Annotated in this window: 13 protein-coding genes; 9 read left to right on the top strand and 4 right to left on the bottom strand. The window is 60.4% G+C overall.

What is annotated here, in order from left to right; all coding sequences use genetic code 11:
• Positions 1–38: 38 nt before the first annotated feature.
• A complete protein-coding gene (locus OOZ53_RS15505; RefSeq protein ID WP_271090563.1) occupies positions 39–1,691 on the top strand; it encodes an acyl-CoA dehydrogenase family protein in 1,653 nt (550 codons plus the stop codon).
• Here OOZ53_RS15505 and OOZ53_RS15500 read toward each other — a convergent pair.
• Complete coding sequence (locus OOZ53_RS15500) at positions 1,673–2,608, bottom strand: AEC family transporter (protein ID WP_271090562.1); 936 nt, start codon at positions 2,606–2,608, stop codon at positions 1,673–1,675. The two genes, OOZ53_RS15505 and OOZ53_RS15500, sit on opposite strands and share 19 nt — an antisense overlap.
• A 239-nt stretch (positions 2,609–2,847) precedes the next feature.
• On the opposite strand from OOZ53_RS15500, the gene OOZ53_RS15495 reads away from it, so the two are divergent.
• On the top strand, positions 2,848–3,204 hold the full coding sequence (locus OOZ53_RS15495) for a DUF6105 family protein (RefSeq protein ID WP_271090561.1): 357 nt from the start codon (positions 2,848–2,850) through the stop codon (positions 3,202–3,204).
• On the opposite strand, the gene ruvX is transcribed toward OOZ53_RS15495, so the two are convergent.
• Entirely contained in the window at positions 3,153–3,635 is a 483-nt protein-coding gene (gene ruvX, locus OOZ53_RS15490; protein WP_271090560.1) for a Holliday junction resolvase RuvX, read from the bottom strand. The two genes, OOZ53_RS15495 and ruvX, sit on opposite strands and share 52 nt — an antisense overlap.
• Positions 3,636–3,730: 95 nt before the next feature.
• Here ruvX and OOZ53_RS15485 point away from each other — a divergent pair, with 95 nt between their 5' ends.
• From OOZ53_RS15485 to OOZ53_RS15455, 7 genes are all read left to right on the top strand, one after another.
• Positions 3,731–4,438: a metal-dependent hydrolase gene (locus OOZ53_RS15485; protein ID WP_271090559.1), complete on the top strand. Its 708-nt coding sequence runs from the start codon at positions 3,731–3,733 to the stop codon at positions 4,436–4,438.
• 96 nt (positions 4,439–4,534) lie between these two features.
• Complete coding sequence (gene gatC / locus OOZ53_RS15480; RefSeq protein WP_271090558.1) at positions 4,535–4,822, top strand: Asp-tRNA(Asn)/Glu-tRNA(Gln) amidotransferase subunit GatC; 288 nt, start codon at positions 4,535–4,537, stop codon at positions 4,820–4,822.
• 72 nt (positions 4,823–4,894) lie between these two features.
• Positions 4,895–6,376 (top strand): Asp-tRNA(Asn)/Glu-tRNA(Gln) amidotransferase subunit GatA, encoded by a 1,482-nt coding sequence (gatA, locus tag OOZ53_RS15475; protein WP_271090557.1) that lies wholly within the window; start codon positions 4,895–4,897, stop codon positions 6,374–6,376.
• A gap of 5 nt (positions 6,377–6,381) precedes the next feature.
• Entirely contained in the window at positions 6,382–6,798 is a 417-nt protein-coding gene (locus OOZ53_RS15470) for a PaaI family thioesterase (RefSeq protein ID WP_271090556.1), read from the top strand.
• Positions 6,799–6,982: 184 nt separating this feature from the next.
• A complete protein-coding gene (locus tag OOZ53_RS15465) occupies positions 6,983–7,729 on the top strand; it encodes an outer membrane protein (RefSeq protein ID WP_271090555.1) in 747 nt (248 codons plus the stop codon).
• Between the two features lie 261 nt (positions 7,730–7,990).
• Entirely contained in the window at positions 7,991–9,535 is a 1,545-nt protein-coding gene (locus OOZ53_RS15460) for an ankyrin repeat domain-containing protein (RefSeq protein ID WP_271090553.1), read from the top strand.
• Between the two features lie 17 nt (positions 9,536–9,552).
• Positions 9,553–10,074: a GNAT family N-acetyltransferase gene (locus OOZ53_RS15455; protein WP_271090552.1), complete on the top strand. Its 522-nt coding sequence runs from the start codon at positions 9,553–9,555 to the stop codon at positions 10,072–10,074.
• Positions 10,075–10,088: 14 nt separating this feature from the next.
• On the opposite strand, the gene yghX is transcribed toward OOZ53_RS15455, so the two are convergent.
• Complete coding sequence (yghX, locus tag OOZ53_RS15450; RefSeq protein WP_425499161.1) at positions 10,089–10,985, bottom strand: YghX family hydrolase; 897 nt, start codon at positions 10,983–10,985, stop codon at positions 10,089–10,091.
• A 5-nt stretch (positions 10,986–10,990) separates the two neighbouring features.
• Entirely contained in the window at positions 10,991–11,752 is a 762-nt protein-coding gene (locus OOZ53_RS15445; protein WP_271090550.1) for a DUF1194 domain-containing protein, read from the bottom strand.
• Positions 11,753–11,756: the final 4 nt, after the last annotated feature.

The following is an 11,756-nucleotide window of genomic DNA, read 5'->3' as shown; positions in this document are numbered from 1 at the left end:
CAAAGAACGGGGAAGACCCCAGCAGGAACATGACTCATATGTCAAAGCCGACCGTGAACCGCGTAACGCATGAGGTTCTCAACCAGCCGATGCCCTATTCGGGCATCAATGCCTACCAGTCCGATCCCATGCTTTACGAGGTCGCCAGCCAGATGCCGAAGAAGGTGCGCGACACCTTTTCAGCGGTCGGCCGTTTTGTGACAACGCCCGAAGCGCAGGATCTGGCCCGTATCGCCAATGTGTCGACACCGCAACTGCGCAACTTCGACCCGGCGGGACACCGCATCGATCAGGTGGATTTTCATCCTGCCTATCATGCGCTGATGCGCCGTTCCTGCGGCAACGGCCTGCATTGCTCCACCTGGGAAAATCTGCCCGAGGAGAAGGGCATTGCGCATCAGGCGCGTGCCATCAGGTTCTTCATGACGGCCGGTCTCGAAAGCGGTCATCTTTGTCCGATCACGATGACGAATGCATCGCTCGCGTCGATACAGGCCAATCCGGCTGTCTATCAGATCTGGGCGCCGAAGGTCCTTACCCGCAACTATGATTCGGCGCAGCGGCCGGTGGCTTCCAAGAAAGCGGTCACCATCGGCATGGGCATGACCGAAAAACAGGGCGGCACGGATGTGCGCGCCAATACGAGCCGCGCCGACAAGGCAGGCGAGGGGGTCTATCGGCTGACGGGGCACAAATGGTTCATGTCCGCACCGATGAGCGATGCCTTTCTGATGCTCGCCCAGATGCCCGAAGGGCTCGGCTGTTTCCTGGTGCCGCGGTACCTTGAGGACGGCAAACCCAATGGCCTGCAGTTCCAGCGCCTCAAGGACAAGCTCGGCAATCGTTCCAATGCATCGAGCGAAGTGGAGTTCGCCAATTCCTATGGATACCTGCTGGGCGAGCCGGGCAAGGGCGTGCGCACGATCCTTGAAATGGTCACCCTGACACGGCTCGACTGTGCGCTGGCGTCCGCCGGCATCATGCGCGCCTCGCTGGCCGAGGCGGTGCATTTCTGCCGGCAGAGAAAGGTTTTCGGCAAGGCGCTGACGGAACAGCCGATGATGGCCCGGGTCCAGGCGGATATGGCGCTGGATGTTGCAGCGGCCACGGCCATTTCCATGCGCCTGGCGCGCGCCTTCGACAAATCCGGCGATGACGAGCAGGAGGCGGCCTATGCGCGGGTCATGACGCCGGTGATCAAATACTGGGTCTGCAAAATGGCGCCGGCGCTCATCTACGAAGCCATGGAATGCATGGGCGGCGCGGGATATGTGGAAGAGCGCGCCCTGGCGCGCCACTATCGCGAAGCGCCGGTCAACGCCATCTGGGAAGGTTCCGGCAATGTGATGGCTCTCGACCTCATGAGAACGATCAACGCCGATCCGCGCCAGCTTGAGGCAGTGGTCACGACGATCGCCGCCGATCTCGGACCGTTCTCGAAGCGCACGGTGGATGTCCTGACGGCGGCGACGGCGCTTTGCCAGCGCGACGAGAGCGCGGTGCGGCTTCTGACGGAGCAACTGGCCTATTCAGCGGCGGCAGCCGAGCTTTATCGCATGGGTGCCGGGCGCATCGCCGACGCCTTTGCCGAATCGCGGCTCGCCGGTGCGTGGCGCACGACTTATGGCATGCTCGACATGCGTTTCGATGCCGGGCAGATCGTCTCCTTGCTCTATCCGGAAGCAAAGTAGCCGGCCACATAGATGACCAGCGGTATGGTGAAGAATGCGGCTGCCGTCTGCAGGGTCGCAACGGTCGCGTAAAGCGTCGCGTCGCCGCCCATCTGGCGCGCCAGCAGATAGCCGTTCATGGCCGTGGGCACGCTGCCGCAGATCGCGAGGATGACCAGAGCCTCCCCGCGTGCGCCGGCCCACCAGCAGATAGTCGTCAGAATGGCCGGGTAGAGCAGCAGCTTCAGCACGACCGGCAGAACCGCAATCGGTTTCGGCCTGACGGTGTCGCGAATCCGCAGCCCGGCACCGACCATCAAAAGGCCCATGCCGAGCGCCGCGCTGGCAATGAGATCGACGGCCTGCTCGAGCGGCGCGTAGATCGGGATTTCGAAATAGTGGAACGCGATTCCCGCAATGGACGACAGGATGAGCGGATTGGTGACAACGCGCCAGGCCAGCATGCGCATGTCGCGGCTGGGGCTGACGAACCAGACCAGCATGGCGACATTGCCGAAATTGATCGGAATGATGACGAGCGCCATGACCAGCGCGGTGAGCGCAAGGCCGGTATCGCCATAAAGCTTGGCAGCGACGGCAAGCGCGATAAAGCCGTTCCAGCGTGTCGCCGTCTGGAAGACCGTTGAGTAGGCAGCGCCCGATACGCCGTTTCTTTTCATGAGCGGCCACAGCGCCAGCATGAGCGCGAACATGATGGCCATGGTCGCGAATGTTCCGATGCTGGCCTCGGTCAGTTCCAGGCCGCTGAAGTCCGCCCGGTAAAGCGTCAGGAACAGCAATGCGGGAAACAGGACGTAATATCCGACCTCCTCGAGCCCGTGCCAGACATTGCGGTCAACAATGGGCAGCCGCTTGAGGACGACACCCAGGAGGACGATCAGGAATATGGGCAGAATGCTCTCGAATATCGGTAACATCGGGAAAATCGCGGCGGGAGGAAGGCTTTGTCATAGCGCCCGTCGGCCGCGCGCACAAGCGCCAGCCTGCCTGTGCTGCATGTGAATATTAACCTTAACAAATGGTTTACGTTGCGCCCGGATGCAAAAGGCTCCAGATTTGGTTAACCACGTGGCTTTGACGGGCTGCGTGGCAACAACGCTGAATAATCAGTGCCGCCCTGCGATGCACGGGGCCTTTGAGCTAGGGGGCATGCTGCATGAAGTGGTTCTTGATATTGTGGTTTGTGCCGGTGGCGCTCATAGCGTCATGGTATGGCTTGTCCTACCACGATATCAATTTCGGCTTTATCATGCTGTCACGGCAGGTCCACGACCTTGTCTTCCAGGTCTATGGCGAGATGCTCGGCATGCCGCCGGACGCCATTCCACCGCTGTTGCTCAAGGCGCTTGTCGTCGACAGTCTGATCGTGCTTGCCATCGCCTGTTTCCGCTGGCGCAAGCAGATCCGGGCGTGGGTGCAAAGCAGGCGTGAAGCCTTCGCCGAGCGGCCCGCCGAGCCGGCCTATCCGGAACTGCCGGTCGAAAGCGAGGAGAGCCTGTCCAGGGCTCCCTGAAGAATGAAGGCGGCGGCGGCGGCATCGATGCGCTGAGCGCGCTTCTTTCGCGACACATCCATCTCCAGCAGTGCGCGCTCGGCCGCAACGGTCGAAAGGCGCTCGTCCCAGAATGCGAAATCAAGATCGGTCTTTGTCTCGAGGTTGCGGACAAAGGCCCGGGTTGCCTGCGCCCTCGGGCCCTGGCTTCCATCCATGTTGACGGGCAGGCCGATGATGCAACCGCCGACCCGCTCGGCCTTGAGGATCTCCAAGAGCTTTTCGGCGTCTTTGGTGAAGCGGGTGCGTCGCAGCACATCGCGTGGCGTCGCCAGCGACAGTCCAAGATCGCTTATGGCAATGCCGATCGTCTTGGTGCCGAGATCGAGCCCGGCAAGAACGGAACCCTCCGGCAGGCCTGCCGCCAGTTCTTCCAGTGACTTCACACTCATCCGCAACTGTCCTTTTTGGCCGGGTTGGTGCTTTTCACCGGCGCTGTCAACCCATAAGCTGTCCGCAGGTACATCATGAATTGTGAGGCTAAGCGATGAAAATCAAGTGGTTGGGGCATTCCGCATTCCGGCTGGAAACCGCAAAGGCAACGATCCTGATCGACCCGTTCCTGACCGGTAATCCGAGTTTCGAGGGGCAGGACAAGGCCGAAGCGGTAAAGGGTGTGACCCATATCGTCCTGACGCACGGCCATGGCGACCATGTGGGCGACACGGCCGATATCGCAAAGGAAACCGGCGCCACCGTGATCGCCAATTACGACCTTGCGATGTGGCTCGGTCACCACGGCGGCGTCGAGAAGCTGGATCCGACCAACACCGGCGGCACCGTCGGTCACGACGGCTTCACCGTCACTTACGTGAATGCGCTCCATTCGTCCGCGCATATCACCAGCGATGGCGTTTCGCATTGTCTCGGCAACGCCAATGGCGTCGTCCTGCATATCGATGGCGAGCCCACGCTTCTGCATATGGGGGACACGGATATCTTTTCCGACATGGCGCTGATCCAGGAATTGCATCAGCCGGATATCGGCATCGTACCGATCGGAGACCGGTTCACCATGGGCGGAGCGGTGGCGGCGCTCGCCTGCCGGCGCTATTTCAAGTTTTCCAGCGTCATACCGTGCCACTTCGGGACATTTCCCATTATCGACCAGAATGCGGACAAGTTCGTCGCCGCCATGGAGGGCGATGCCGGGCTGGTGCGGGTCCCCGAAGTCGGCGGCGCGCTGGATCTGTAAAGCCGGCGTTCAAATCCGGCACGGCGCGCCCTTGCCCTTCCGCGTGGGCGCGTTTATAGCCACGGCTGAATTTCCATCTTCCGGAGTTGATCCCCGATGTCTGTCGATCTTGCAACGGTCAAACGCGTTGCCCACCTTGCCCGCATCGCCGTCAGCGATGAGGAGGCGGCCAGAATGGAAGGCGAGCTCAACACCATTCTCGGCTTTGTCGAGCAGTTGAACGAAGTCGATGTGGATGGTGTCGAGCCGATGACCTCGGTGATGCCGATGCCGATGAAGAAACGCCAGGATGTCGTCAATGATGGCGGCAAGGCGGATGATATCGTCGCCAACGCGCCCGAAAGCGACGAGAATTTCTTCCTCGTCCCTAAAGTCGTCGAATAGATCCGACGATACCGAATTTCATTTCCCGGCCTCGGCCGGATGAGTCGTTGCCCGAAGAGTGACAATAAGAACATGAGCGAACTGACAAGCCTGACGATCGCGCAAGCGCGGGACAAGCTGAAAAGCAGGGACATTACGTCCGCTGAACTGACCGACGCCTATCTTGGCGCGATCGAGGCGGCAAACCCGTCGATCAACGCCTATGTGGCGGTTACGGCGGAAAAGGCCAGAAGCCAGGCGGCTGAATCCGACGCGCGGTTCGACAAGGGCGAGGGCGGAGCGCTTGAGGGCATTCCCCTTGGCATCAAGGACCTGTTCGGCACCGAAGGCGTGCACACGCAGGCCGGCAGTCATATCCTGGACAGCTTCAAGCCGCGCTACGAGTCAACCGTTACCGCCAATCTCTGGGCCGATGGGGCGGTGATGCTGGGCAAGCTGAACATGGACGAGTTCGCCATGGGCTCGTCCAACGAAACGTCATATTATGGACCGGTCACCAATCCGTGGCGCCGCAAGGACGATAACAAGGCACTGGTGCCGGGCGGCTCGTCCGGAGGTTCGGCAGCCGCCGTCGCCGCGCATCTTTGCGCCGGCGCCACCGCGACGGACACCGGTGGATCGATCCGGCAGCCGGCTGCCTTTACCGGCACCGTCGGCATCAAGCCGACCTATGGTCGTTGTTCGCGCTGGGGGGTGGTTGCCTTCGCTTCATCGCTGGATCAGGCCGGACCCATTACCCGGGATGTGCGGGATTCGGCCATCCTGCTGAAATCCATGGCCTCGAGCGATCCGAAGGACACGACGTCGGTCGACATGCCGGTTCCCGATTACGAGGCCGCGATCGGCCAGTCAGTCAAGGGCATGCGCATCGGCATTCCGGAGGAATACCGCATGGATGGTATGCCGGAGGAGATCGAGGTGCTCTGGCAGAAGGGCATTGCCTGGATGAAGGATGCCGGCGCGGAAATCGTGCCGATCTCGCTGCCGCACACAAAATACGCTCTTCCGGCTTATTATATCGTGGCGCCGGCGGAAGCCTCGTCCAACCTCGCGCGCTATGACGGGGTGCGCTATGGCCTGCGCGAACCGGGCGGCGACATTGTCGAAATGTATGAAAAGACCCGCGCCGCCGGTTTCGGACCGGAGGTCAAGCGCCGGGTGATGATCGGCACATACGTGCTGTCCGCTGGTTATTACGATGCCTATTATCTGCGCGCCCAGAAGGTCCGCACGCTGATCAAGCGCGATTTCGAAAAGGTCTTCGATGCCGGCGTCGATGCGATCCTGACGCCGGCGACGCCTTCGGCGGCCTTCGGCATCGCCGATCAGGACATGGCGGCCGATCCGGTGAAGATGTATCTCAACGACATCTTCACGGTGACCGTCAACATGGCCGGTCTTCCCGGAATCGCCGTGCCGGCAGGCCTTGACGATCACGGCCTGCCGCTCGGTCTGCAGCTCATCGGAAAACCGTTCGAGGAAGAAACGCTGTTCCGGCTTGCCCACATCGTCGAACAGGCGGCGGGCCATTTCACAGCGGAGAAATGGTGGTAGACCAGATGCCTGACGACATACCCGCCGGTTTTCAGGTCATTTCCCGCAGCAGCCCCTATATCGATATGGTCGGGCCGCTCTATTACAAGCTGACCGACGAAGGGCTGCAGGTCGCTTTTCGGGCCGAGGAAAAGCACTGCAATTCGAGGGGCTTCGTCCATGGCGGGATGCTCAGCACGGCCGCCGATATTGCGCTGGGTTACGGCGCCGGCGATTTTCCGAACGGCAACAGGGCGATGGTGACGACAAGCATAACGATCGATTTCGCCGGCAGCGCCCAGCTCGGCGACTGGGTGGTCTTCAAGACGGATGTGCAGAAAGTCGGCCGAATGGCCGCCTTCGCCAACACCTATGCCCATGTTGGCGAGAAACGCATCGTCAGGGCCAGCGGCATTTTCAGCGTTCTCGACGGGCGTTCGTGAATCGTCTTTGATCCAGCCCTTGGTAGCGCTCTTGTTGCGAGTGATCGTCAAGGGTGTGGTATTTCGGATACGGCGTTGAAATTGCCGTTAGGGGCGGAAATTTCCCTGTTGCATAACGGCATAGAATCTAATTAATAGCTTAGATATTGGTTTATTGATTTTATTGATTTTATTGAGGTATCCGATGAGACATGGACATGTCCTGACATTTGCGGTTGCGTTGATGGTGAGCGGTACAGCGAACGCGGAGGATGAAGCCCGCGGACCGGTTACATTGCTGCCTGTTGATTACTGGACCGGCGGATATGTCGGCATTCACGGCGGCTTCGGGTTCGGAACCGGTGATTTCTCCGATCAGAAAGTCCCGACCGGGTTTGGATCGATCGATCCTGACGGTTTCGACATCGGAATATTCGGCGGCTACGATCGGAAGTTTGACAATTTTGTCCTTGGCGTAAGTGCTTCTGCAAATATCGGCAATGTGGACGGTAGCGGATCGTTACAAAGTATCGATTGGTGCAGCCAGCTTATATGTGGTGGTGCAATTGGAAACTCAGATATCTGGGATTTGTCGATAGACTATTCCATCAACGCCGGTGCGCGCGGTGGCGTTCTGGTCAATGACCGGACACTGCTATACGCGACCGGTGGCGTGGCAGTCGCCAGGGTCAATCTGAAAAACACCAATGCGGTGATTATTGGAACCTACAATCCGGACTTAGGGGCTCCGCTCGATTTTGATCGGACGCATGTCGGATACTATGTCGGTGGCGGTGCGGAGTATGCGCTTTCAAAGCGATTTCGCGTTCGCGGCGAGTTCACTTACTCCGACTACGGTTCCGAAACATACGGCAATCCAGGTTTTATTCCGGTCGGAGAAATCGATTTGGAGATGTTCAATACACGCGTGGGAATATCCGTTTCCTTCTGATATTGCCGGGCGCGCTATTGCGCTGCGTCCTTCAAGGCCGCTGACAACAGTTGTTTCAATTGCAGCGGCCTGCCGGTGTGAATCGCCAAAAACGAACATGGCAGGCTTGCCTGCGGCAGACGTTTCGCCTAGCCTGCCGCTGCCGTTGGAGGCGGCACCCTGATCCGCGGAAAGCCGTATCGGCACCTCGCACCAAACTGACCCTTTCAATCGGTCAACTCGGGCCCGCACAGCGGATCGACGGGCTAAGCGAGGAAACCGATGAACCATTCAATCGACTATCTGCGCCGTCAGGCCAAGCAACTGAAACGCGGCTTCGCAGCCGGCGATCCCCATGCTATCCAACGCGCCCGGTCCGTTCTGCCGGACGCGGAGGCGCTCAAACATGCGCAGGCGCTCCATGTGATTGCCCATGAGCAGGGCTACGAGAGCTGGCCGCGCCTGAAACTTGCCTCCGAAACAGCAAAGATGAACCGCGAGCAGAAAGCGGAACGGCTGAAGATCGCGCTTTATTACGGGCAGCACTGGATAACCAAGGCGTTGCTCGAGGCGGAGCCTGGTCTGGAGAACGCGAATTTCGGGCTGCAAGTGGCGCTCTACGACCGCACGGCGGTGGATGCCGCGCTCAAAGACGATCCTGAAGCTGCGGTCCGCACCGTCGGCATACGGAGCCCGATCCTGCATCTTGCGTTTTCGCGGCACATTCATGCGGCGCCCGGCCGCGCCGACGATATGATCGCCATAGCCGAGGCGCTGCTGCGCAATGGTGCCGATGTGAACGACAGCTATCCGTTCGAACCGGGTTCGGAACATCGCCTTTCGGCTCTCTACGGGGCGCTCGGCCACGGCGACAATATGCGGCTCTCGCGGTGGCTTCTGGAGAACGGTGCCGATCCCAACGACAATGAATCGCTCTATCATTCGACTGAGCTGGGTCATCACGAAGGACTGAAAATGCTCCTTGAACATGGCGCGGTCGCCGAGGGCACCAATGCCTTGCCGCGGGCACTGGACTTCAATGATATTGAAGCGGTGAAATTGTTGCTTGAGGGCGGCGCCGATCCGAATGAGGGAATAGTGCCGCATCCTTCCGGACAGCCGATGATGATGGTTTTTGCCTTGCATCAGGCCGCGCGGCGCATGTGCTCCGGCGATATTGCGCAGTTGCTGATCGACCATGGAGCGGATGGCACAGTGCCCTTCAACGGACATTCGGCCTACGCATTCGCCTGCATGTTCGGCAACAACGAAGTCGCCGATGTGCTTGAACATGCGGGACAGGGGACCGCGTTGGATGCGGTCGAGGCGACTATTGCTTCTGCGGTAAACGGGCCCGTTTGCGGGCGTGTCGATCCTGGCGCGCTGACCGATGAAACACAGCGGATCATGATGCGCATGATCGGATTTAGCGGAAGGCTTGAACACATCAAGCGCCTATATGCGATCGGCATCGATCCGGAATGGACGGACGAGATGGGCATGACGGCCATTCATGTTGCGGGCTGGGAGGGACAGGCGGATGCAGTCGCGTGGCTGCTGACCTTGAACCCCGACCTTAACCACAAGAACGACTATGGCGGCGATCTGCTCGGCACGATCATCCATGGCGCTGAGTTCTGTCCGAAGCGGGCCGGTCGCAATCATCTGGAGTGCGCGCGGCTGGTGCTGGCCAAGGGCGCTGTGCTGCGGCAAACGGAAATCGATCTGTGCGGTGTGGAGGACATGACGGAACTTCTCGCCGACTGGGCCGAGGCACATCCGCGACAGGTCGAGGATGACCGGCAAACGGCCCGGAAGGAGGAATAGTGGTCGCGGAGCGATCTTTGATTGAAACGGCCCGCCTGCGCCTGCGCTGGTGGCGTGACGCCGACCGGGACGCGCACGCGGCGCTGTGCGCCGATCCCGAGGTCATGGCCGACCTTGGCGGTCCGCGTGACCGCGCGGGCAGCGAGCGTCGTTTCGACAGCTATCTTGCGGCGCTGGAGGCGTTCGGTTTCGCCCGCTGGTCTGTCGAGGACCAATCAGGCAATTTCCTCGGCTATGTCGGTGTCATGCCGCGCCGGGGCGAGCACCCGCTGGGCGATCATGACGAAATCGGCTGGCGGCTGAACCGCCACGCCTGGGGTCATGGCTATGCCCTTGAGGCCGCCGGAGCCGCATTGGACGATGTCTATAGGCGTATCGGGTTACCTGAGGTGATCGCCTATACGGCTCCGGACAATTACAGGTCGCAGGCCGTGATCCGCCGTCTCGGCATGCGCCGAGACGCGGTACGCGACTTCACGGTGCCAAGCGATACGGGTGGTCAATGGCGGGGTCTGGTCTGGGTGGCGCCGCCGCCTTAGGCGACGCTCTAGGCTCAGTTCAGATGCTCTTTGAAGAACGCGATCGTACGTTCTTCCGCGAGCGCTGCGGCATCGCTGTCGTACCGTGGCGTGGTGTCGTTGTGAAAACCGTGATTGGCGCCCGGATAGACATGGGCGGTGTAGGTCTTGCCATTTGCCATGAGCGCCTCTTCATAGGCCGGCCAGCCTTCATTGATGCGCTGGTCGAGTTCACCATAGTGGAGCAGCAGCGGTGCCTGGATGCGCGGAACGTCCTCGGCGCGCGGCTGACGTCCGTAGAATGGAACGGAGGCGGCGAGTTCCGGATAGGCAACGGCCAACGCATTGCACACGCCGCCGCCATAGCAGAAGCCCACGCAACCAACTTTTCCGGAGCTGTCGTCGCGGGCCATGAGATATTCATAACCGGCGAAAAAATCGTTCATCAGTTTCTCGCGGTCCACCGTCCGCTGCAGTGCCCGGCCTTCGTCGTCATTGCCCGGATAGCCGCCCACGGAGGTGAGCCCGTCCGGCGCAAATGCCATGAAACCCGCCTTGCCCATGCGGCGGGTGACGTCCTCTATATAGGGGTTGAGCCCGCGGTTCTCGTGAACGACGAGTACGGCGGGCAGGGGGCCGGAAGCCGATACCGGCCTTACGAGATAGCCGCGCACCTCGCCATTGCCATCGGGTGAGTCATAGGTGACGTATTCGGTGCTGATATCCGGGTCATCCGCAGCAACCTGCTGTGCCAGCGCATAGTCCGGGCTGAGCGTCTTAAGCAGCGCCAGCGCGGTCACGCCGCCGACGGCGAATTTTCCGGCGCGGTCGAGGAATTCGCGCTTGGTGATCAGCCCGTGGGCATAAAAGTCGTAGAGGTCGAGAAGTTCCTGGTCGAAATCGGCCGCAGTCAGTCTTTTTTGCTGTGTCATGAATGTCATCGCTGCTCTCCCTGTTGCAATGGGCCGGGCGCTTGGTTTTGCAGTGCATAGCGTGATGCAGGGGTTTTGCCGCCGATTTCCAGCACCAGCTTGCGCCGCACCGCAACTGCGAAGTTAGCGGCGTTTTCAGCCGTAATTATGAAGGAGCCTGGACCGCCGATGATGTTTTCGGCAAAGGCCTTTTCCAGATCGTAGCTGACAGGGCGGCCGCTGCATTGCCGGCACAGGATTGCAAGTCCGTTGATGACGATACCCGCATCGAGCACTTGCTGCCTCGCGACGCTGATCGGCGGCCCGCTCCAGTTGTTGGCGCTGTCAGCGGAAAGATCGATGACCCGGCGCAGGCCGGTATATTCATTGTTCTCGATAAGCTCCTTGCCGAAGAGCAACGCCGCACCGATCGCATTGCGGCCCCATGCCCTTCGCGGTGCCGCCATGAGTTTATCGGCAAAGGATTGCGCCGCTTCCGGACCATCGATGATCGTCCAGGACACGACCACGTCTTGGGACGTATCGCTTGCCCACTCCACATAGGTAACGGCAATGTTTCCGATCGCATTGCTGCGGATGGCGTTCAGGACCTGCGGGCTGGTGATCGCCTCCGCGTAGCCACGGCGCTGGAAGCGTATCTCGGCATCGTCGATCGAACCTGTCGCATCGGCAAGCAGCACGAGTTCGAGATCGGTCTCCGTCTGTGCGGACGCGGCCATCGGCCACAACAACAAACACAGCAACAGGGTGGGTAGCGCTTTCTTCATGGGC

The organism is Allohoeflea poritis (assembly GCF_027889715.1).
GTDB lineage: Bacteria > Pseudomonadota > Alphaproteobacteria > Rhizobiales > Rhizobiaceae > Hoeflea_A > Hoeflea_A poritis.
Note: the sequence above shows the minus strand (reverse complement) of the source record. Positions and strands in the feature narration are given on the sequence as shown.

Bases quoted from the DNA above. Each gene is read 5' to 3' on its own strand.
- OOZ53_RS15445 (WP_271090550.1), bottom strand. From the start codon at position 11,752: ATGAAGAAAGCGCTACCCACCCTGTTGCTGTGTTTGTTGTTGTGGCCG.
- gatA (WP_271090557.1), top strand. From the start codon at position 4,895: ATGAGCGAACTGACAAGCCTGACGATCGCGCAAGCGCGGGACAAGCTG.
- OOZ53_RS15470 (WP_271090556.1), top strand. From the start codon at position 6,382: ATGCCTGACGACATACCCGCCGGTTTTCAGGTCATTTCCCGCAGCAGC.
- OOZ53_RS15505 (WP_271090563.1), top strand. From the start codon at position 39: ATGTCAAAGCCGACCGTGAACCGCGTAACGCATGAGGTTCTCAACCAG.
- yghX (WP_425499161.1), bottom strand. From the start codon at position 10,985: ATGACACAGCAAAAAAGACTGACTGCGGCCGATTTCGACCAGGAACTT.
- OOZ53_RS15460 (WP_271090553.1), top strand. From the start codon at position 7,991: ATGAACCATTCAATCGACTATCTGCGCCGTCAGGCCAAGCAACTGAAA.
- gatC (WP_271090558.1), top strand. From the start codon at position 4,535: ATGTCTGTCGATCTTGCAACGGTCAAACGCGTTGCCCACCTTGCCCGC.
- ruvX (WP_271090560.1), bottom strand. From the start codon at position 3,635: ATGAGTGTGAAGTCACTGGAAGAACTGGCGGCAGGCCTGCCGGAGGGT.
- OOZ53_RS15495 (WP_271090561.1), top strand. From the start codon at position 2,848: ATGAAGTGGTTCTTGATATTGTGGTTTGTGCCGGTGGCGCTCATAGCG.
- OOZ53_RS15500 (WP_271090562.1), bottom strand. From the start codon at position 2,608: ATGTTACCGATATTCGAGAGCATTCTGCCCATATTCCTGATCGTCCTC.
- OOZ53_RS15465 (WP_271090555.1), top strand. From the start codon at position 6,983: ATGAGACATGGACATGTCCTGACATTTGCGGTTGCGTTGATGGTGAGC.
- OOZ53_RS15485 (WP_271090559.1), top strand. From the start codon at position 3,731: ATGAAAATCAAGTGGTTGGGGCATTCCGCATTCCGGCTGGAAACCGCA.